Origin of the sequence: Tsuneonella mangrovi, from assembly GCF_002269345.1 — a bacterium.
GTDB lineage: Bacteria > Pseudomonadota > Alphaproteobacteria > Sphingomonadales > Sphingomonadaceae > Tsuneonella > Tsuneonella mangrovi.
In genome coordinates, this window is sequence record NZ_CP022889.1 from 1008714 (window position 1) to 1029669 (window position 20956).

At 63.8% G+C, this 20956-nt stretch carries 19 protein-coding genes and 1 tRNA gene; 6 read left to right on the forward strand and 14 right to left on the reverse strand.

Going from position 1 to position 20956, the window contains the following annotated elements; genetic code table 11:
- Window positions 1–3: 3 nt before the first annotated feature.
- From zwf to pyrC, 4 genes are all read right to left on the reverse strand, one after another.
- On the reverse strand, window positions 4–1446 hold the full coding sequence (gene zwf / locus CJO11_RS05040; protein ID WP_095011737.1) for a glucose-6-phosphate dehydrogenase: 1443 nt from the start codon (window positions 1444–1446) through the stop codon (window positions 4–6).
- Window positions 1447–1613: 167 nt separating this feature from the next.
- Window positions 1614–2501, reverse strand: coding sequence for an HpcH/HpaI aldolase/citrate lyase family protein (locus tag CJO11_RS05045; RefSeq protein ID WP_095011738.1), 888 nt, complete (start codon window positions 2499–2501; stop codon window positions 1614–1616).
- A gap of 22 nt (window positions 2502–2523) precedes the next feature.
- Complete coding sequence (gene kynU / locus CJO11_RS05050) at window positions 2524–3750, reverse strand: kynureninase (RefSeq protein ID WP_095011739.1); 1227 nt, start codon at window positions 3748–3750, stop codon at window positions 2524–2526.
- Complete coding sequence (gene pyrC / locus CJO11_RS05055; protein WP_095011740.1) at window positions 3747–4793, reverse strand: dihydroorotase; 1047 nt, start codon at window positions 4791–4793, stop codon at window positions 3747–3749. Before pyrC ends, kynU begins: the two co-directional genes overlap by 4 nt.
- A gap of 39 nt (window positions 4794–4832) precedes the next feature.
- Between pyrC and ygfZ the strand changes: the two genes are divergently transcribed.
- Window positions 4833–5561, forward strand: coding sequence for a CAF17-like 4Fe-4S cluster assembly/insertion protein YgfZ (ygfZ, locus tag CJO11_RS05060; protein ID WP_095011741.1), 729 nt, complete (start codon window positions 4833–4835; stop codon window positions 5559–5561).
- Between the two features lie 9 nt (window positions 5562–5570).
- On the opposite strand, the gene CJO11_RS05065 is transcribed toward ygfZ, so the two are convergent.
- Genes CJO11_RS05065 through CJO11_RS05075 form a run of 3 tightly spaced genes read right to left on the reverse strand, consistent with a single transcriptional unit; the run spans window position 5571 to window position 8167 of the window.
- A complete protein-coding gene (locus CJO11_RS05065; protein ID WP_240504567.1) occupies window positions 5571–6032 on the reverse strand; it encodes a COG3650 family protein in 462 nt (153 codons plus the stop codon).
- Window positions 6025–7005, reverse strand: a complete 981-nt coding sequence (locus CJO11_RS05070) for an acyl-CoA dehydrogenase family protein (RefSeq protein WP_095011743.1) — start codon at window positions 7003–7005, stop codon at window positions 6025–6027. The genes CJO11_RS05065 and CJO11_RS05070 overlap by 8 nt, the downstream gene beginning before the upstream one ends.
- Window positions 7006–7015: 10 nt before the next feature.
- Window positions 7016–8167, reverse strand: a complete 1152-nt coding sequence (locus tag CJO11_RS05075; RefSeq protein WP_240504568.1) for an acyl-CoA dehydrogenase family protein — start codon at window positions 8165–8167, stop codon at window positions 7016–7018.
- Between the two features lie 307 nt (window positions 8168–8474).
- Between CJO11_RS05075 and CJO11_RS05080 the strand changes: the two genes are divergently transcribed.
- The 3 genes from CJO11_RS05080 (at window position 8475) to CJO11_RS05090 (ending at window position 11605) form a co-directional block, all read left to right on the forward strand.
- Window positions 8475–9275: a crotonase/enoyl-CoA hydratase family protein gene (locus CJO11_RS05080; RefSeq protein ID WP_095011745.1), complete on the forward strand. Its 801-nt coding sequence runs from the start codon at window positions 8475–8477 to the stop codon at window positions 9273–9275.
- Window positions 9272–10501 (forward strand): CaiB/BaiF CoA transferase family protein, encoded by a 1230-nt coding sequence (locus tag CJO11_RS05085; RefSeq protein ID WP_095011746.1) that lies wholly within the window; start codon window positions 9272–9274, stop codon window positions 10499–10501. Before CJO11_RS05080 ends, CJO11_RS05085 begins: the two co-directional genes overlap by 4 nt.
- Before the next feature lie 186 nt (window positions 10502–10687).
- Entirely contained in the window at window positions 10688–11605 is a 918-nt protein-coding gene (locus CJO11_RS05090) for a formylglycine-generating enzyme family protein (RefSeq protein ID WP_095011747.1), read from the forward strand.
- A 53-nt stretch (window positions 11606–11658) separates the two neighbouring features.
- Here the strand turns inward: CJO11_RS05090 and CJO11_RS05095 are convergent, their stop codons facing one another.
- Complete coding sequence (locus CJO11_RS05095) at window positions 11659–12885, reverse strand: L,D-transpeptidase family protein (RefSeq protein WP_169829137.1); 1227 nt, start codon at window positions 12883–12885, stop codon at window positions 11659–11661.
- A 25-nt stretch (window positions 12886–12910) separates the two neighbouring features.
- Here CJO11_RS05095 and CJO11_RS05100 point away from each other — a divergent pair, with 25 nt between their 5' ends.
- Both CJO11_RS05100 and CJO11_RS05105 read left to right on the forward strand, forming a co-directional pair.
- Window positions 12911–13603 carry a murein L,D-transpeptidase catalytic domain family protein gene (locus CJO11_RS05100; protein WP_240504569.1) on the forward strand — a complete coding sequence of 231 codons (693 nt, stop codon included), beginning with the start codon at window positions 12911–12913 and terminating at the stop codon, window positions 13601–13603.
- Window positions 13604–13927: 324 nt separating this feature from the next.
- Complete coding sequence (locus CJO11_RS05105) at window positions 13928–15715, forward strand: DEAD/DEAH box helicase (RefSeq protein WP_095011750.1); 1788 nt, start codon at window positions 13928–13930, stop codon at window positions 15713–15715.
- Between the two features lie 20 nt (window positions 15716–15735).
- On the opposite strand, the gene CJO11_RS05110 is transcribed toward CJO11_RS05105, so the two are convergent.
- The 6 genes from CJO11_RS05110 to aspS form a co-directional block, all read right to left on the reverse strand.
- A tRNA-Met gene (locus CJO11_RS05110) sits at window positions 15736–15812 on the reverse strand.
- A 67-nt stretch (window positions 15813–15879) separates the two neighbouring features.
- Entirely contained in the window at window positions 15880–16446 is a 567-nt protein-coding gene (locus tag CJO11_RS05115; protein WP_095011751.1) for a 2'-5' RNA ligase family protein, read from the reverse strand.
- Window positions 16407–17369 carry an endolytic transglycosylase MltG gene (gene mltG, locus CJO11_RS05120; RefSeq protein ID WP_095011752.1) on the reverse strand — a complete coding sequence of 321 codons (963 nt, stop codon included), beginning with the start codon at window positions 17367–17369 and terminating at the stop codon, window positions 16407–16409. The genes CJO11_RS05115 and mltG overlap by 40 nt, the downstream gene beginning before the upstream one ends.
- Before the next feature lies 1 nt (window position 17370).
- The gene (fabF, locus tag CJO11_RS05125; protein WP_095011753.1) at window positions 17371–18630 is read right to left on the reverse strand and encodes a beta-ketoacyl-ACP synthase II; all 1260 of its coding nucleotides are present in this window, start codon (window positions 18628–18630) and stop codon (window positions 17371–17373) included.
- 99 nt (window positions 18631–18729) lie between these two features.
- On the reverse strand, window positions 18730–18966 hold the full coding sequence (locus CJO11_RS05130; protein ID WP_095011754.1) for an acyl carrier protein: 237 nt from the start codon (window positions 18964–18966) through the stop codon (window positions 18730–18732).
- Window positions 18967–19084: 118 nt separating this feature from the next.
- On the reverse strand, window positions 19085–20914 hold the full coding sequence (gene aspS, locus CJO11_RS05135) for an aspartate--tRNA ligase (protein ID WP_095011755.1): 1830 nt from the start codon (window positions 20912–20914) through the stop codon (window positions 19085–19087).
- Between the last annotated feature and the right edge of the window lie 42 nt (window positions 20915–20956).

The window sequence follows — 20956 nt, forward strand, 5'->3', positions numbered from 1 at the left end:
AGGTTACTCATCGTGCCAGGTCACGCCGTCGCGCTCGGCCAGCGCGATTGCCGCGCTCGGCCCCCAGCTTCCGGCGGAATAGGTCTTTGGCGTCAGCGATTCATCGGCCCATTCGGCGCGGATGCCGTCGATCCATTCCCATTGCGCCTCGACCTCGTCGCGGCGAACGAACAGAGTCTGGTGGCCCACGATCAGGTCGAGCAGCAAGCGCTCGTAGGCGATCCGCCGTACTGCCCCGGCAAAGGCATCGGGCATCGAAATGTCGAGCGGCACTGGGCGCAAGCGAATCCCATCGCGATCGAGCCCAGGCACTTTCGCCATCAGCGAGAGGTTGACGTTCTCTTCGGGCTGGATGCCGATCACCAGCCGGTTGGGCTGGGTCTTCGCGCCCTTGCCCTCGAAGATCGAGAACGGGATGCAGCGAAACTGGATCACGATTTCGGTTACCCGCTTAGGCAGGCGTTTGCCCGTACGCAGGTAAAACGGCACCCCGTTCCAGCGCCAGTTGTCGACGTGCGCCTTGATCGCAACGAAGGTCTCAGTGTCCGAATCCTTCCCGAGTTCGTCGTCGTAACCTGGCACAGCCTGTCCATCGATCGCCCCGGCGCGATACTGGCCGGTCACGGTCTCGCCCGCCGTCACAGGGCGCAGCGCGCGAAGGATCTTCACCTTTTCGTCGCGCACCGCAGTCGAATCGAAGCTCGTCGGCGGCTCCATCGCGACCAGCGCGAGCAGCTGGAGCATGTGGTTCTGGACCATGTCGCGCAGCGCACCGGAATCGTCGTAATAGGCCACCCGCGATTCCAGCCCGACAGTCTCGGCCACGGTGATCTGGACATGATCGATGTAGTTCGAGTTCCAGATCGGCTCGAACATGATGTTGGCAAAGCGCAGCGCCAGCAGGTTCTGCACCGTCTCCTTGCCGAGATAGTGATCGATACGGAAAATCCGGTCTTCGCTGAACGCGGACGCGACCGCGTCGTTGATCTCCTCGCTGGTTTCGAGCGAGGTGCCGAGCGGCTTTTCGAGGCCGATGCGCACATTGTCGCCCGCGAGACCGGCCGATTGCAGACCCGCGATGGTCGGCTCGAACAGGCTCGGCGCGGTCGACAGGAAAATCGCCAACCCCTTTTGCGGAGTGCCGACCTTCTTGGCGAGGGCATCATAGCCTTCGATAGTGGTGGCATCGAGCGCCTGGTAGGACAGCCGATTGAGGAAGTCCGCCATACCGCCGCGGCGACCCGCCGGCAGGAACCTTTCCAGCGCTGCACGCGCGAAGTTGCGGAACTCCGCATCGCTCATCTCCGAGCGCGCGGTACCCACGATCTTCAACTCGGGGTCGAGCAGGCCGTCATGATCGAGCGCACACAGCGATGGCAGCAACATCCGTTGCGCAAGGTCGCCGGTGGCACCGAACAGCAGCAGGCGGTCCGCAGTGAAGCTCATAGATCAAGGCCTTCGGTCATGACGCTCCGGCAAACAGCGATCGCACGGCAATCGTGTTGCGCCGCAGCATCGAGGTAGCAATCAAACGCACCGCGGCAAAGGGGTGCGGATAGGTATTCGTTGCGCATTCAGGCGCAAACCGATGCCGGACCGCACCCGGCTCGCGCTCATCCAAGCTCTGCGAGTTCGAGCAAGCGGCGCGCGGCCTTGAGGTGCGGGATATCGAACATCTTGCCGTCGATCCCGACTGTTCCGGCCTCGGGGTTGGCTTCGAACGCTTCGACCACTCGCCGCGCGAAAGCGACCTCCTCCTCGCTCGGCGTGAAGCACTCGTTGATCGTCGCGACCTGCCCAGGATGGATCGCAAGGCGCCCGGTGAACCCTTCGGCGCGGGCCGCACGGCTGCTCGTGCGCAAACCGTCCTCGTCGCGGAAGTTTGCGTGGAGCGTTTCGATCGCGGGGACCCCGGCGGCATGGGCGGCCATCAGCGTCAAGGATCGGGCGAGTTTGAAGGTGAACAGCCATTCGCCGTCTTCGTCACGGTTGCCGGTTGCACCCAGTGCCGCAGCGAGATCCTCCGCGCCCCAGGTCAGCCCAGCCAGCCGCGCGAGGCCCGCCGTGGCGTACTCGCCCAGTCGGAACGGAGCGATCGCGGTTTCGGTCGCGACAGGCACGATCTTGATCGAGCCCGGGGTCACGTTGTGCGCCAGTTCCATGTGGTCGAGCAGGCTGGAAAGCCGTGCGACGCAATCCGCGCCGTTGGTCTTGGGCTGGACGATCCCGTGCGGCGCGGCGGGCACAATCGCGGCAAGGTCAATCTCGGTCAGTTCGGTGTCGAACGGATTGATCCGCACCCACAATTGAGGCGCACCCTTCGCCTCGCGGTCGAAATCGCGCAAGAACGAAGCGACCAGTTCGCGCGCGGCAGGCTTCGCAGCGGGCGCAACCGCATCCTCGAGGTCGAGGATCACCGCGTCCGCACCGCAGCCGGCAACCTTGGCGAGCTTCTTCTCGCTGTCGCCGGGTATGAACAGGAACGATCGCAGGGGCTTCATCGCTTCATCCTTTTCGCATTCGTCAGGTAACCGCCGCGCGGACCTTGTAGTCGGCGCAGTCCCATGCACCCGATTGCATCACTTCGCCAAGGATCGCCACCGCGCGCGCAATATCGGCGTGGCTGAGATAGAGCGGCGTTATCCCGAAACGCATCACGTCGGGATCGCGAAAGTCGCCGACCACGCCGCGCACCTTGAGCGCCTGGACGATCGCGTAAGCCTCCGGGTGGCGATACGACACGTGGCTGCCGCGCTTCGTCGGATCATCAGGCCCAATCCGCTCGAAACCATAAGCCTTGGCCAACTGTGCCATCCGCTCCTCGAACAGGGCCGCAAGCGACAGCGACTTGGCGCGGATCGCGACGATGTCCGCTTCGCGCATCAGGTCGATCCCGCATTCCAGCCCCGCAAGTCCGACGATCGAGGGGGTTCCGGCAAGGAACCGCTCGATCCCCGGCGCGGCCTCGTAATCGTCGCGGAAAGCGAACGGAGCGGCATGGCCGAACCAGCCGGAGAGCGCGGGCAGTGCAGCCGCTTGGTGCCGCTTCGCTACGAAAATGAAGGCCGGAGCGCCGGGGCCGCCGTTGAGAAACTTGTAGCCGCAACCGACTGCGAAATCGGCATTTGCGCCGTTGAGATCGAGCGGCACTGCCCCGGTCGAATGGCTGAGGTCCCAGATCGTCAGCGCACCCTTCTCCTGGATCGCGTTCGTGGTCGCCGCCATGTCGCGCATCGCACCGGACTTGTAGTGGACATGGGTCAGCAGAACAGCGGCGGTGTCGCTGTCGATTGCGTCGAGCACATCTTCGGGTGAAACCGCGCGCGCCTTGGTGGCCCCGCCACTTAACCGCTCGAGCCCGTGCATCATGTAGAGGTCCGTCGGGAAGTTGCCTGTCTCGCTGAGCAGAGTCGCGCGGCCCGACCTGAGCGACAGCGCCGCGGCGAGCGCCTTGAAGATATTCACTGAAGTCGAATCGCAAGCGACCACTTCGCCTTCGTCGGCGCCGATCAGGCCTGCGATCTTGTCGCCGATGCGCTGCGGTGCCCTCACCCAATCCGCATCGTTCCACGATCCGATCAACCCTTCGCCCCACTCGCGCTCAACCACTGCGGCGATTGCTGTCGGCGTAGCTTTGGGCAATGCGCCGAGCGAGTTTCCGTCGAGGTAGATCGTGCCTTCGGGCAAGGCGAACCGCTCTCGAAAATGCGCCAGCGGATCGGCAGCGTCGAGCGCGGCGGGGTGGATCATTCGGCCAATCGCCAGTGCAGCGTTTCGCCCGCATGGAACGGCACCAGCTCGGTTCCGCCCGCCTCGAACGTGTCGGGAACCCGGTGATCGACCTGTTCCAGCGTGATCGTGCCTTCGTTGACCGGAAGGCCGTAGAATGCGGGGCCGTGGAGCGATGCGAACCCTTCGAACTGCTCCAGCGCATCTTCCTCCGCGAACACCTGCAGGTAGCTTTCGAGCGCAAACGGCGCGTTGAAGATGCCCGCGCAGCCGCACGCGCTCTCCTTGGCTTCGCGAGCGTGCGGCGCGCTGTCGGTGCCAAGGAAGAACTTTGCCGAACCCGAAGTGGCCGCCTTGCGCAGCGCCAGCCTGTGTTGCTCCCGCTTGGCAACCGGCAGGCAATAGGCGTGCGGGCGAATTCCGCCGACCAGCATCGCATTGCGGTTGATATGCAAGTGTTGCGGGGTGATCGTCGCCCCGACATTCTCCCCCGCACTTTCCACGAACTGCACCGCATCCTCGGTCGTGACATGTTCGAACACCACCTTGAGCTCGGGGAAATCCTTGACGATCCGGCTCAGGTGCCGGTCGATGAACACCGCCTCGCGGTCGAAGATGTCGATCTCGGCATCGGTGACTTCGCCGTGGACGCACAGCACCATGCCGATGTCCTGCATCCGCTCGAGCACCGGGGCGAGCTTCGCGACATCTGTCACGCCATGCGCGGAATTGGTGGTGGCGTTCGCCGGATAGAGCTTGGCGGCCGTCAGCGCCCCGCTGGCATGGCCCGCTGCAAGGTCGTCGGGGTCGGTGCTATCGGTGAGATAGGCGGTCATCAGCGGCGTGAAATGCGTGCCGAAATCAAGCGCGGACAGGATCCGTTCGCGGTATTCCTCCGCCATCGCCGCCGTCGTGACCGGAGGCGTCAGGTTGGGCATCACGATCGCGCGGGCGAACTGGCGCGCGGTGATTTGCGCCACTGCCTGCAGCATCGCGCCGTCGCGCAAGTGGACGTGCCAGTCGTCGGGGCGGCGGATAGTGATGGAATCAGGCGCGTCGCTCATGGGGCTTCCCTTAGTCCGGCAAGCGCCTATCTGTCACCCATGCCTGCAACCCGCCTTGCCGATCGCGCGATCGTCCGCGTTTCACCCACCGCCGAAGGGGAGGATGCCGCCGCGTTCCTCCAGGGCCTGCTGACCAACGACGTTACCGGCGATCTGCCGGTTTATGCCGCACTTCTGAGCGCGCAGGGCAAGACGATGTTCGACATGATCGTGTCGCGTGACGGGGAGGACATCCTGCTCGATTGCGAGGGCGAGGTCGCGGAAGATCTGGCCAAGCGCCTTTCGCTCTATCGCCTGCGCCGCAAGCTCGACATCGCGGTCGACGATGCGCTGGCCGTGCACTGGTCGCCCGATGGCGAACAGGGCACGCCCGATCCACGGCTCGCCGCGCTCGGCAATCGCTGGATTGCCGCCATCGACGATGGCGCCTCTACTGACAGCGAATGGCTCGCGCATCGCCTTGCACTCGGCGTTCCCGAAGGACGCGAAGAGCTGGGCGATATCCTGTGGCTGGAGACCAATGCCGTCGAGCTCAATGGCGTGAGCTTCACCAAGGGCTGCTACATCGGCCAGGAAAACACCGCGCGGATGAACTGGCGGCAGAAGGTCAACCGACGCTTGGTGGTTGTCCCGCTCGACCGTTCGGACGAAAAGCGCCGCAAGGCCGCCTACCCGGATCTTGGGCTTGCGGTCGATCACTTGCGGATTGACAACATCGCGCCTGAATGGGTCCCCGACTGGTTGACGCTCGAAGCAAGCGAGGGTTGAGCCCGCTTCTTACGGCTCCGACGGGCCGCTGAATGGCTGGCGATCGGTCCAGGCGCACCCGTTGCGCTGTGTACCTTCGACCGACAGCGTAGCGACGTAAGGATAGGTCCGGTCGCTCATCCCATCCGAACACTTGCCCGGCGTAACCGCCAGCACGAATGGCTGGCCGCGGTAAATCCCGTGCCACGAAAGTCCTCCGCGCCCGGCGAACCGTTCGACCGCAATGGTCGAACCCGCGGCATTGTCGGGCGTCGAGTAGACCAGCGTATCGCCCACGACGTTGCCGCCCCAGAACGGTTCGGTGCCGGTGAAATGCGCCGTCTCGCTTTCCGCGATGCCCGAATAGGGGCGTTGGTCGCCCGGATCGCCGGGGACCGGCCCGGCCGAATGCCCCCCGCCCGAGCAGCCCGCGAGTGCCAGCAAGCCGAGCGGTACGATCAGGCGACGCTTCAACGAGACGCGCTCAGGCAAACAGGTTCTCCCGAACCCAGTCGATCGATCGCTCCGCCGAGCCAAGCCGCGCGGTTCCCAGCAGGCGATTCCAGTAGGTTTCGGAACCACACGCAAAGCGCCATTCGTGCAGCCGTCGGGTGTAGAGTTGCAGATCGAATTCCTCGCTGATCCCGATTGCGCCATGGATCGCATGCGCGGTCGCAGCCACCCGCGGGGCCGAACTGCTGGCAATCGACTTGGCGGTGGCCGCAGCCAGCAAGTCTACCGGGAAGCCACCTGCGCAAGCCAGCTGCACAGCAAGCCGCATCGCGATGACATCTTCCGCCATCACTGCGATCTGCTGCTGGAGCGCCTGTTGCCGCCCGATCGGCTTGCCGAACTGGACGCGTTCGTTGGCGTACGACGTGGTCATTTCGAGCAAGTGCTCCGCCGCACCCGCCATCGATACCGCGCGCAGCAGCGCTCCGACCGGACGCAGGCCCTCGGCCGGACGCTCGCAGCGCACAGCGCCAGCTGCAACGCCAAGATCGCAGACGGCATCGACACTGCCACGCACCCCGGTCGGGGTGGGGTGCACGTCGCCAGCGCCGACCAGCTCGATGCAGTCGCCGCGATCGACCAGCAGGTGCTCGCACACCATTCCGAACGGAAGCGGAACTCCCGCGCCATTGTCCGCCACGGCAAGTGCGATTGCACCCGATGGCGGTTCGTGACCGGCGGCGGCGAGCAGCGCGCGCGCCACCATCGTCTCGCCCACCGGCAGCGGCACGGCATGGCGGCCGAGCGCCTTCAGCAGCGGCTCGATTTCGGCCAGCGGGAGGCCGAAGCCGCCCGCCTCCTCGCTCACCAGCGCATCGAGGAAACCGGATTCGGCGATCGTCCCCCACATCGCGGCGAAGCTTTCGCCCTGTTCCACCGCGCGGATTGCATCGGGCGGACAAGCCGCCTGCAGCATCCGGTCGAACGGTTCGAGTAGCTCGTTTGTATCCATGGCGCGCTCCTCAGCGAAGGCCCAACCCGCGGGCGATGATACCGCGCAGGATTTCACGCGTGCCGCCGCGCAGCGAAAAGCTCGGCGCGACTTGTGTGACATAGGCCAATGCACGGTAGAGTTCAGGGTCGATCGCTTCGCCGGGATGGCTGGCAAGGTCGTCGCCGATCGCGACCGGCAGTTCCTGTTCGAAGCTGGTCCCGAGATCCTTGATGATCGAGGCTTCCACCACAGGGCTTTCCCCGGCTGCAAGCCGCGCGGTGCAGGCGATCGACATCGCGCGCAGGGTGGCAAGCCGCGCGGTAAAATCGCCGACCAGCGCAGCGGCCGCCTCGTCCATCCGGCCGTGGCCGCGCAAGTGCGCAATCCAGCCGTCGAGCACGATCACGCTCGAATAGATCCGCTCCGGCCCGCTGCGTTCGAACGCCAATTCGGCAGTAACCTGCCTCCAGCCGTCCCCTTCGGCGCCGATCAGTGCATCGGCCGGCAAGTCGACGTCCTCGAAGAATATCTCCGAAAAATGCGCGTCGCCCGCGAGGTCGGTGATCGGACGGATCGAAACCCCCGGTGCCTTCAGGTCGATGATCAGCTGCGAAAGCCCCCTGTGGCGATCATCCGGCCCACCCGATGTCCGCAGCAATGCAATCATATAGTCCGAATGGAGCGAATTGCTGGTCCAGATCTTCTGCCCGTTGACCCGCCAGCCGCTGTCGGTGCGCTCGGCACGGGTGCGCACGCTGGCAAGGTCGGATCCGGAGCCAGGCTCGCTCATCCCGATGCAGAACAGCGCCTCGCCCTTGCAGATGCGCGGGAGATAGAATTGCCGCTGCTCTTCGGTCCCGAAGTTGAGGATCAGCGGCGCGCTCTGGCGGTCGGCGATCCAGTGTGCTGCCGGCGGTGCACCGGCATCGAGCAATTCCTCGACCACCACGAAACGCGCGAACGGCCCACGCCCGCCGCCGCCGTATTGCTTGGGCAAAGTAAGGCCGAGCAACCCCGATTGGCCCAGCTTGCGGCTGAATTGGGCATCGAAGCCGCTCCACGAACGCGCTCGCACGTCGAGCGGCAAGCTCGCCACGGCCTCCTGCGCGAGCTGCCGCACAAGCGGGCGAAGCGCCTCGTCTTCCTCGGGCAATCGGGCAAGGGTCAGGTTGTCGAACACGCCGGTCATCCTGTCTGGATAGTTTGGTCTATCCCTGAAGTATCCGGTCGGCAGATCAAAATTGAATTTGCATATTTTGATAGGCGACCAATTTCGCGCGCGGGAACAATCGCCATTCTTCCACCGCGCTATGCAATTCGAGCATCCCGGCGAACACACAGAAATGGCGCAGGCAGCGAAAATTCATGTTAGCCACGACCTGGCGATCCTAGTCGATTTAACATTAGCAACGCGGCGGCAAAGCGCATAGCCCGCCAACGTGGGCCAGCGAAAGGCCCCTGTCCGCGGTAGAGAGGAGCGAGCATCCATGGACCCATTCCTGATAGTGGAGCGCCACGGCGCCATCGTCGTGGCAAAACTCAATCGCCCCGAGCAGCGCAACGCAATTTCCGGAACCGCCCACAGCGAAGAAATCCGCGACTTCTGCGGAGAGATGACGCGCGATACGAGCGTGCGCGCAGTGGTGCTGACCGGTGAAGGAAAGGCGTTCTGCGCCGGCGGCAACGTCAAGGATATGGGCAGCAGGGCCGGCATGTTTGCCGGAACTCCATATAGCCTGCGCAATGCATATCGCACCGGTATCCAGCTGATTCCGACAGCGCTCTACGAACTGGAAGTGCCGGTCGTCGCTGCGGTCAACGGGCCGGCCATCGGTGCGGGACTGGACCTTGCCTGCATGTGCGACATCCGCATCGCATCGGACAAGGCGCTGTTCGCCGAAAGCTTCGTTAAGCTGGGTATCGTACCTGGCGATGGCGGTGCGTGGCTGCTGCCGCGCGTGATTGGCATGGCCCGTGCCAGCCAGATGACGCTGACCGGCGAGACGATCGACGCCGCCAAGGCGCTCGAGTTCGGACTGGTCAGCGAAGTAATGGCACCCGAGAAGCTGATGGAGCGTGCGATGGAACTGGCGGGCGCAATCGCCGCCAATCCCGGCCATGCAACCCGCATGGCCAAGCGCTTGCTACGCGAAGGGCAGGACATGAAGCTCGCCCCGCTGCTCGAACTCTCGGCTGCCTACCAGTCGCTGGCGCACCACACCGAGGACCACAAGGAGGCGGTGCATGCATTCCTTGAAAAGCGTGCGCCGGAGTTCCGCGACCGATGAGCGAAGCGCAGGCCAATAGGGGCCCACTCGCGGGATTGACCGTGCTCGACTTGTCGCGTGTGCTCGCCGGACCGTGGGCCACACAGATGCTCGGCGACCTCGGAGCGGACGTAATCAAGGTCGAACAGCCGGGCATGGGCGACGACACGCGCCGCTGGGGGCCGCCTTTCCTGCCCGACGGGTCGAACGATTCCGCCTACTACCTGTGCACCAACCGCAACAAGCGTTCGATCGCAGTGAACATGGCCGATCCCGAGGGTGCCGAAGTGATCCGCCGGTTGGCGGAAGGTGCCGACATCGTGGTCGAGAACTTTCGCGTCGGCGGCCTCGCCAAGTATGGCCTCGATTATGAATCGCTGCGCGCGATCAAGCCCGACCTGATCTACTGCTCGGTCACGGGTTTCGGCCAGACCGGACCGCTCAAGGACAATGGCGGCTACGACTTCCTTATCCAGGGTATGAGTGGGCTGATGAGCGTAACGGGCGCGGCCGATGGTGGGCCGACCAAGGTCGGCATCCCGATCAGCGACCTCGTGACCGGGATGTACGCCACCATCTCGATCCTCGCTGCGCTCAACCATCGCAACGCGACCGGCGAAGGGCAGCACATCGATGTGGCGCTGCTCGATTCGCAAGTGGCGCTGCTTGCCAACCAGGCTTCCAACTTCCTCAATGGCGGCATGGTGCCCAAGCGAATGGGCAACCAGCACCCGAGCATCGTCCCCTACCAGGATTTCGCCTGCAGCGATGGCGACGTGCTGGTCGCGCTGGGCAACGACAAGCAATTCCGCTCGTTCTGCACCATGCTCGGGCGCAGCGACCTGGCCGCAGACGAAGCCTATGCCAGCACAGCGCTGCGCAGCCGCAACCGAACCCCGTTGCTCAGCGAACTGGCAGGCGAGCTTGCAAAGTGGAAATCGGGCGACCTCATTGCAGAGATGCGCAAATTGGGTCTGCCCGGCGGGCGGATCAACGAAATCCCCGAAGTGCTCTCCCACCCGCAGATCGAAGAGCGAGGAATGGTGCACGAGATCGCCCGCAGCGACGGGACGGCAGTTAAGTTTCTCGGCTTCCCCGGCAAGTTCTCTGCAGCTCCTGCCACCTATCGTTTTGCGCCGCCCCGATCGGGCGAAGACACCGCTGACGTCTTGCGTGCCGAGCTGGGATTGAGCGAGCAAGAGATCGCGCGCCTGCGCGAAGCGGGCGTGATTGCAGAGGAATTGTAGAGCATGGCTTGAACGCGCCGGTCGGCGTGTCGGCGGAGAGATTTTCGGTGCGGCGCGAAATTGCGTCGGATCGCATCCGCCCCGGGGTTCGCGCGGTGAATTGACGCTGGCTCCTGCGCCCAGGTTTATCGTAGTGTCCGCCGCGTGGACCGGATCGCCCGCCCTGCTCGATCGACTGCCGATGGTATGCTCCACCTCGAAGGCGGGACCTTCACGATGGGGTCGGAACGCTTCTATCCCGAGGAACGTCCGCTGCGCCGGGTGAGGGTCGGCGGATTCCGTATCGACCCGGCTCCCGTCACCAATCGCCAGTTTGCCGAATTCGTCGCGGCCACCGGTCACATCACCGAAGCGGAGATCGCGCCCGACCCGAAAGACTATCCCGGCATGGACCCGGCCCTGGTAGCGCCCGGTTCGCTGGTCTTCCGCAAGACATCGCAGCCGGTGGCAGTCGATGATGCCTCGCAATGGTGGGAGTTCTGCCTCGGCGCGGATTGGCGCCATCCTACCGGGCCTGGCAGCTCGATCGAAGGGCTCGAAGACCACCCCGTAGTGCACGTCGCCTACGGGGATGCGCTGGCTTACGCCCACTGGGCCGGCAAGGCATTGCCGACCGAAGCCGAGTGGGAATATGCCGCGCGCGGCGGGCACGAAGGGCGCGAATACCAGTGGGGAGACGAGCTGGCCCCGGGCGGCAGGATGCTGGCCAATTACTGGCAGGGGCTGTTTCCCTTCGCCAACACGCTCGAGGATGGGTGGGAGCGGACCAGCCCGGTCGGATCCTTTCCGGCCAACGATTTCGGCCTGTTCGACATGATCGGCAACGTCTGGGAATGGACTTGCGACTGGTACGCCCAGCCCAAGGGTGCCCACAAGCGAAAGCCCGGCGCCTGCTGCACGATCGACAACCCGCGCGGCGGCCGCAAGGCGGAAAGCTTCGATCCGGCCAACCCCGGTTCGAAGATCGGTCGCCGGGTGCTCAAGGGCGGCAGTCACCTGTGCGCCGTCAGCTATTGCCAGCGATACCGCCCAGCCGCCCGGCAGGGTGAGGCCGTAGACACCTCGACCAGCCACATCGGGTTTCGCTGCATCGTGCGCGACTAGAGCTGGCGAGAATTGTGGGGGATCGACGCCGACGAGTCTGCGCTACGCGCTTCCTAGCACTCTATCCCGGTGAGGAGATCGCGACGTACACCTGTCGCTTCGCTTGAAGATTGTGGGCGCGCAAGCACAGCTGGATCGGCTCGCAGCGATCGCGGGCTGTAATTCACCGAACTAAGTTTGATGCGCCCATCTCGGTCGTAGATGTCGGGCAGTACCGCGACATCGCCCTGACCGTCGCCGACTGCAGTGAAATACGTCACGTAGATCGGGATCGGACGAGCGAGCGCGACCTCGGTCGTCGCCCCGGATGACACGATCGCGTCGACTTCTTCGCGCGTCTTCACCCCTTCGAGCAAGGTCGCTGCAAAGCCGATCGCATCCCCGGTCCGGATGCAACCGTGGCTGAATGCGCGCACGTCGCGCTCGAACAGCTGTTTGGAAGGCGTGTCGTGCATATAGACCGAGAAGCGGTTCGGCATCACCAGCTTCATCTGGCCGAGCGCATTGTTCGGCCCCGGTCGCTGCCGGTATCGGCCATCTGCCCAGACATATCCCCTTGATCGCGCCAACGCGGGGTTGCGCCTTATCAACGCTCCCACACTCTCGCGAACGATGCTGGCCGGAATTTCCCACCAGGGATTGAGGATCACCCCTTCGATCGTGGTGTCGAAGACTGGCGTCGGCGTGCTCTTCTTGCCAACGATGACCCGCCAAGTTCCGACTTCCTTGCCGTCTCGCCAGAGGTAGGCTTCGAAATCGGCGGCATTCACCAACACATAATCGTCGCCCAGACTGCGCGGCATCCAACGCCATCGCTCCATGTTGCGGGCGATTGTCCTGCGGCGGCCGCGGTCGGTTTCGACGTCGTAGGCTGCCTTGAGAGCAGCATATTGGGGGCTCGCCGGACGCATCCAGGCGAAAAAGCTGTCGAGCGTTTCGGTCGTAATCGCCGTATCGAGCAGCGACTCGACCGGAAGGTTGCGGTCGGTATCGACGATGTTCCACCCTGCCTTTTCGGCCGAACTGGCATCACCCAACAGGTGCATCCGCGCTAGCCGAAGCGCGAGCTTGGTAGCCTCACGGTCGATGACCATCGGATCCCCACCACGGACCGCCGCATCGAACGCCTTGGTGGACGGACGTGGCAGGGCGTCGGCAGGCGCAGCATCGACCCAGCGATCGAGCACTGCAAGGTCGGTCTCCGTCCAATGTGCGCCACTGCTCGCGAGTGCAGGTGAAGTCAGTAGGGGTAGAAGAAATGCGACGATCAGACTTCGCAACCGGGCCACCTGACACCTCCTGACCTTGATTTTCGCCATCACTGGCCCACATTTGAACCGAAAACAAATCGGGTCCAAAATGAAATTAAACAGACGAAGCTTTATCGGCTCGTCGGTGGTTGCCGCAGGGACACTATTCGTGCCCCGCACCTTTGTCGACCAATCGGCGGCCCAGGCAATGGCTCCGCTATCGGCGGAGTCCGGCGGCACGAATTCGCCAGCCGTAATCGATTGGGCGTTGGCGGCGCTCGATCGGCACAGCGCGCGCATCACCAACCGCGACAGGATCGGGATCGCCGATTTTTCGGCTCCGTCAGGAGATTTCCGTTTCCACATAGTTGATGTGGCGAGCGGAACGATCACGCATTCCCTGCTTGTCGCCCACGGGAAGGGTTCCGACCCGACCAACAGCGGAATGGCCAAGCGATTCTCCAATCTCCCCGGTTCCAACGCTTCTTCGCTAGGCAGCTTCATGACTGGCGACGAATATTTCGGGAAACATGGACGCTCCCGGCGGTTGCATGGCCTCGATGATCAGAACAGCCTCGCCTACGAACGCGCGATCGTTATTCACGGTGCGCGTTATGTCGATAGCGCCATGGCGAAGAGGCAAGGGCGGGTCGGTCGCAGCTTTGGTTGCTTCGCCTTCGAGCAGGACAAGATCGACCAAGTCCTCGATCTGCTCGGGCCGGGCCAACTCCTGTTCGCCTCGAGCTGAACTACGGGTCCGCCGACGCTGCAAATCATACGTGCGTGAGCAAATGAAAAGCATCGTGCGAATGGTAACGGAGGAAGGACTTGAACCCCCGACATGCATTGGCGACCAACAATGCCGATCGGGACGCATTGCCGTTCGTCATCATGAAACCGGCAGAGCCAGTGTAGTTCGACAGAATTTCCCTTTTTCGCAAGCCAAGGGCGAGATCTTGGCCTATGGGCGCGACATATACGCAACCGCGATTGCGTCAGCGCTCAAATATCAGACCACGATTGCGCCGTTGGCAGAGAACTGGCGTGCACCTCCATCTATTAGGCCGTCGCCATGAGATTTCCTTCCCTTCCGTCCAGCCTTGAGGCTGCCCTTGTCGAGCGTGGCTACGAGACAGCTACGCCGGTGCAGGCCGAAGTCATGCAGGCCGAAGCAGCCGGACGAGACCTGATCGTTTCTGCCCAGACCGGTTCGGGTAAAACAATCGCCTTCGGCCTCGCCATGGCCCAGCAACTCCTGGAAAATCGCGACACCATTCCATTCTCGGAAAGACCGCTTGCCCTGATCATCGCGCCGACGCGAGAACTGGCTCTGCAGGTCAGTCGCGAACTGGCTTGGCTCTACGGCAAGGCAGGTGGGCGTATCGCAACCTGCGTCGGCGGGATGAACCCACAGCAGGAACGCAAGACCCTGCGCTCAGGCGCAAGCATTGTTGTTGGAACACCTGGCAGGCTTCGCGACCATCTCGAGCGAGGTGCGCTCGATTTGTCCGGGTTGAAGGCAGTGGTTCTCGATGAAGCGGACGAAATGCTCGACATGGGCTTTCGTGAAGAACTGGAAGAAATCCTCGAGGCGACACCGGAAACGCGAAGGACCTTGCTGTTTTCCGCCACTATGCCACGTCCGATCGAAGCGCTTGCCCGTCGATACCAACGTGATGCGTTGCGGATTGCCACGATCAGCGAGGGGCGCGGTCATGGCGATATTGCCTACCAAGCCGTCACGGTTTCCCCGCCCGAGATCGAAAATGCCGCAGTCAATCTCCTGCGCTATCACGAGGCGGAAACCGCCATCCTGTTTTGCGCGACCCGCGAAAAGGTCCGCCACCTGCACGCTACGCTGCAGGAGCGCGGATTTGCCGTGGTTGCACTTTCGGGGGAACATTCGCAGTCGGAACGCAACCAGGCGCTTCAGGCGTTACGCGACCGCCGCGCACGGGTGTGTGTCGCCACCGATGTCGCCGCGCGCGGGATCGACTTGCCGACGCTGAGCCTCGTCATCCACGTCGAAATTCCGCGTGATGCCGAAACGCTGCAACATCGTTCGGGACGGACGGGCCGGGCGGGGAAGAAGGGCACTGCCGTGCTTATCGTGCCGTTCTCACGCCGCAAGCGCGTGGAATCCATGCTTCGCCATGCGAAGATTGCAGCGGATTGGACCGACGCGCCCGACCGCGATGCCATCAAGACAAAGGATCGCGAACGACTGCTGGCAAAGTTGCTCGAGCCGGTCGAAGTGGACGAAGCCGATCGCGATCTAGCCGAACGTCTTTTGGCCGAACGCACTCCGGTGCAAATCGCCACGATGCTGGTGCGGGCTCATCGGGAGAGGATGCCGGAACCTGAAGATTTGATCGCCAACACTCGCGATGCCCGGCGCGAAGCACAAAAGGAACGGCACCGTCCGGGATTTGAGGATATCGTCTGGTTCCGCATGGCGTTGGGCCGTCGCCAGAACGCCGATCCGCGCTGGATACTTCCGTTGCTTTGCCGTCGCGGTCACATCACGCGCAACGAGATTGGCGCGATACGAATTGGTCCCGACGAGACATATTTCCAAGTTCCGCGCCAGATCGCCGAAAAATTTGCCGATTCCGTATTGCGAACAGCCAGGGGCGACGGCGATGAGGAGCCCGCAGTGATCGAAATGTCGGCTAGAGGCCCGCGCGATGCCGCGAAGGGCAATCGCAAGCGTCACCATGTTCAAAGCAATGAAGATGCGCCGCGGGGTAAGGCAAAGACTTCATTCAAGAAGTTCGATAGGACCAAGGTTAGGAAAGCCGGCGGGCCTGGCAAGCCTCCAAAGGCGGCAAAGGATATGCGCAAAAGCAAGAAGCCCTAGCCGATTTCAGAAGATCGAAATGGTAGCGGAGGAGGGACTTGAACCCCCGACACGCGGATTATGATTCCGCTGCTCTAACCAGCTGAGCTACTCCGCCCCATCGGGCGCGCGGCGCGCGAAGGGCACCGGGCAGGCGGCGCATTTAGGGCGGGGTGGCGGCGCGGTCAACCGCGGAATGACCACCGCTTCGCGAACTCCCACGGCCCGCCGCGATAGCGGTGCAGCGCGAGCCCCGCGAAGGCGAAATCGCGCGGCTCGATCTGCCCGGAAAGCTCCGCCTGCAGCGCCTTGGCCGCAAAGGGGCTGACCTTGTTCTGGATCGTCACGTGGAGCCGCGGTGCGTGCATGTCCTGCGGGGTCAGCAACCCGTGGAAGCGATCCGCCAGCCGTTCGCGCAAGGCAAGCATGGCCGGGCTAGACAGCCGGAGCGCAGTGCCTCGCCCGAGGTTCATCAGCCCTTCCAGCCGCGCCGGGGCCGGAGCCGCGCGAGCCTCTTCAGCCAACGCGTCGCAGACTTCATCCTCCACGCTTGGCGGCAGGGCATGGAGCAGTGTGACGTGCGCGGAAAGGAAGTTGCGCTCGGGAGGGAAGTGCGCCTTGCGCAATTGGTCGGCACGCGACTGGAGCGCCTGCGGCAATTCGGCGGTGACGATCAGCGGCGCCGGGCCGGAAGCCGGTTGCCCCTCGCCGCTCAGTTCATTTCCCCGCGCGCGCGGCGGATCGCGAACCATTTCTGCACGTTGGCGTTGTGCTGCTCCAGCGTGTCGGCAAACCAGTGCCCGCCCTTGCCGTTGGCGACCATGTAGAGCGCCTTGGTCTTCGCAGGGTGCAACACCGCCTCGATGCTTTCGCGTCCTGGATTGGTGATCGGTCCCGTGGGAAGCCCGGTCATGGTGTAGGTATTGTAGTCGTTGACGGCGGCGATCTCGCTCTGGCGGATCCGGCGGCCGAGCGGCTCGCCCTTGGTGATCGGGTAGATGATCGTCGGGTCGGCCTGCAGCGGCATTCCCTGCTTCAAGCGATTGGAATAGAGCCCGGCGACCAGCTTGCGTTCGCTCTCGATCCCGGTTTCCTTCTCGACGATCGACGCGAGGATCACCGCCTGTCCAGGGGTCTTGACGGCGATATCCTTGCCCCTCTCGGCCCATGCGGCAGCGAGGAACTTGGTCATGGCCGCCTGCATCCGGGCAAGCACCTTGATGCGCGATTCGCCGCGTTCGTAATTGTACGTATCGGGCAGGACAGAGCCTTCGTCCGGCACCGGGATCGGCCCGGTCAGCATCGGATCGGCCATCAGCCGGTCGTAGACCATGATCGAGGGCATCCCTTCAGGGATCGTCACGAACCGGCGAATCACGTCGCCGCTCTGGAACTGGTCGAGGATCGACGACGCGCTGGCCCCCTTGGGGATCAGGAATTCGCCGGCCTGCACCGGCTCGCGTCCACCGAACACCTTGGCGCGCAGCAGGAAGCTGTCGGCCGACTTGATAAGGCCCTTGTCCTGCAACTGGTGAGCGACCTTGGTCAGCGTGGACCCGTCGGCGACGATGAAAGTGGTATCCTTCCCGACCTCGGCCGGACCATACCAGCCGTAAGCGAACCACCCGAGCGCCAGCGCGGCGACAAGCGCCAGCGCTGGCAGCAGTTTCTTCACGTCAGTCGACCTTCTTCATGATCAGCGAGGCGTTTGTCCCGCCGAACCCGAAGCTGTTGTTGAGCACGGCCCGCACTTCGCGTTGCTTGGCCTTGTGCGGCACGAGGTCGACGCCTTCGGTGCCTTCGTCGGGATCGTCGAGGTTGAGCGTCGGCGGCACGACCTGGTCGCGCATCGCGAGGATGCAGAAGATCGCTTCGACCGCGCCCGCGCCGCCGAGCAGGTGCCCGATCGCGGACTTGGTGCTGCTCATCGATGCACCGCTGAGGTCGTCGCCGAGCACGCGCTTAACCGCGGCGAGCTCGATCGTATCGGCCATCGTGCTGGTACCGTGGGCGTTGACGTAGTCGATGTCGCCCGGCTCCATCCCCGCCTTGCGCATCGCCATGCGCATCGACAGCTCGGCACCCTTGCCTTCGGGGTGCGGCGCGGTGACGTGGTAGGCATCGCCCGACAGGCCATAGCCGACGACTTCGGCATAGATCTTCGCGCCGCGCGCCTTGGCGTGCTCGTATTCCTCGAGCACGACCACGCCCGCACCTTCGCCCATTACGAACCCGTCGCGGTTCTTGTCGTAGGGGCGGCTGGCTTCGGTCGGCCGGTCGTTCATGCTCATGTTGAGCGCGCGCGCTTGGGCGAACCCGGCGACACCGAGCGGGTTGATGGTGCTTTCCGCCCCACCTGCCAGCATCACGTCGGCATCGCCGTCCTTGATCATCCGCGCGGCATCGCCGATCGAATGCGCGCCGGTCGAGCACGCGGTCACCACCGCATGGTTCGGACCCATCAGGCCGTACTTGATCGAGACCTGCCCGCTGATCAGGTTGATCAGCCGCCCGTGGACGAAGTGCGGACTCACCCGACCGGGGCCGCGTTCGTGCAAGTTGACCGATTCGATCTCGATCCCCGGCAGGCCGCCGATGCCCGAACCGATCGAGCAACCGGTGCGCAGCTTGAGGTCGTCGTCCATATCGACGAGCCCGGCGTCTTCCAGCGCCTGCCCCGCGGCATCGATGCCGTAGACGATGAACGGATCGACCTGGCGCTGGACCTTGAAATCCACCCGCTTGTCCGGATCGAAGCCGTATTCGTGATCCTTGGGCTTCACCTCGCAAGCGATGGTGCATTTCTGCCCTTCGGTATCGAACCGGGTGATAGTGCCCGCACCGCTCTTGCCGGCAATGAGGTTCTTCCACGAAGTTTCGACGTCACCGCCCAGCGGGGTGACGAGACCCAGTCCGGTTACGACCACACGGCGCATATTACTCTCCATATGTGCAACAGGCCCGGCCCCGCGCGGGGACGAGCCTGTCAGTGCCCCGCCGACTGGCCGTCTGGCGAGCGCGGCGGGATGGGCGGGTTAGCCCTTGTGCTCTTCGATGTACTTGGTCGCGTCACCGACAGTGGTGATCTTTTCGGCGGCGTCGTCCGGGATTTCGACCCCGAACTCTTCCTCGAACGCCATCACCAGCTCGACGATGTCGAGGCTGTCCGCACCGAGATCGTCGATGAAGCTGGCTTCCTGGGTGACCTTGTCGCTCTCGACGCCGAGGTGTTCGACGACAATCTTCTGCACGCGGTCGGCGGTATCGCTCATAATGGTCCCTCTTCGAACTGTGTTTTGGGCAATTGCCTTTCGCCCTAATGAACGGGCGGCGGGCTGGCAAGTGCCCGCACGGCCCCGTTCGGGCCGATTTCTCGGGTTGTCCGCAGGCCTAGCCCGCCGCGGGATCGACCAGCTTGTCCGGGTTCGCTGCCGATTCCTGCTGCGGAACATCGATCGTGCGGATGTGTACATCGCGCAGCTGGCGAGCCGAAACCGCGCTCGGCGCACCCATCATCAGGTCCTGAGCGCGCTGGTTCAATGGAAATGCGATGACCTCCCTGATGTTGGGCTCGTCGGCCAGCAGCATTACGATACGGTCGATACCTGGCGCGGATCCGCCGTGCGGCGGGGCACCAAGCTTGAACGCCTCGATCATGCCCGAGAAGTTCGCATCGACATCGGCCTGCGAATAGCCGGCGATCTCGAACGCTTTGTACATGATGTCGGGCCGATGGTTCCGGATCGCACCCGAAGACAGCTCGTAGCCGTTGCAGACGATGTCGTACTGCCAGGCCTTGATCTCGAGCGGATCCTGCGTCTCCAGCGCTTCCATCTCGCCCTGCGGCATCGAGAACGGGTTGTGGCTGAAGTCGATCTTCTTCGCGTCTTCGTCGTATTCGAACATCGGGAAGTCGACGATCCAGCAGAACGCGAACCGGTCATCGGGGATCAGGCCAAGCTCCTCGCCGACGCGGGTCCGCGCTGCACCGGCAAGCTTGGTTGCATCCTTTTCCTTGCCGGCGGCGAAGAACAGGCCGTCATTCTCGCCCAGCCCGAGTTCGGCGTAGAGCTTCTCCATGCCCTCAGTGCCATGGTTCTTGGCGATCGGCCCACCGAACTCGCCCTGCTTGCGGGTGACGTAGCCTAGCCCTGCGAAGCCTTCGCGCCGCGCCCAGTCGTTCATGTCGTCGAAGAACTTGCGGCTCTTCTCGTTGGTGCCCGGCGCTGGAATCGTGCGCACGACACCGCCACCGCCAACGATCTTCTCGAACAGGCCGAAGCCCGAAGTCAGGAAGTGCTGCGAAACGTCCGAAATCTCGATCGGGTTGCGCAAATCCGGCTTGTCGGTGCCGTATTTCAGCATCGCTTCGGCATAGGGGATGCGCGGGAAAGTGCCCGCCGGGGTCACGCTCTTGCCGTTCGCGAACTCCTCGAACACGCCCGCGAGCACCGGCTCGATCGCCTGGAACACGTCTTCCTGCGTGACGAAGCTCATCTCGAAGTCGAGCTGGTAGAATTCGGGGCTGCGGTCGGCGCGCAGGTCCTCGTCGCGGAAACACGGCGCGATCTGGAAATAGCGGTCGAACCCGGCGACCATCAGCAGCTGCTTGAACATCTGCGGCGCTTGCGGGAGCGCGTAGAACCGGCCCGGGTGCAGGCGGCTGGGCACAAGGTAGTCGCGTGCGCCTTCGGGGCTCGATGCGCCGAGGATCGGGGTCTGGAACTCGGTGAAACCCTGGTCGGTCATGCGGCGGCGGATCGAAGTGATCACCCGGCTGCGCAGCATGATGTTGTTGTGCACTCGCTCGCGCCGCAGGTCGACGAAGCGGTACTTGAGGCGGGTTTCCTCCGGATAGTCTTCCGCCGAATTGACGATCAGCGGCAGGTCGTCGGCCTTGCTCTGGACCGTCACTTCGCGCGCGAAGACTTCGATCTCGCCGGTCGGCAGGTTCGGGTTTACCGCCTCCGCATCGCGGGCCTTCACGTCGCCATCGATGGTGACGACCGATTCGAGCCGCAGCGCGTCGAGCAGCGGCAACGCCGGGCTGTCTTCGTCGGCAACGATCTGGGTCAGGCCGTAGTGGTCGCGCAGGTCCACGAACAGCACGCCGCCGTGGTCGCGCTTTCGGTGGACCCAGCCCGACAGGCGGACAGGCTGCCCCACGTCGGCCTTGGTCAGCTGGCCGCAGGTGTGAGTGCGATAAGTGTGAACAGTCATTGTCTCGGGCCGCTTCTATTTCGAACGTGGCGGGAAAGCGCG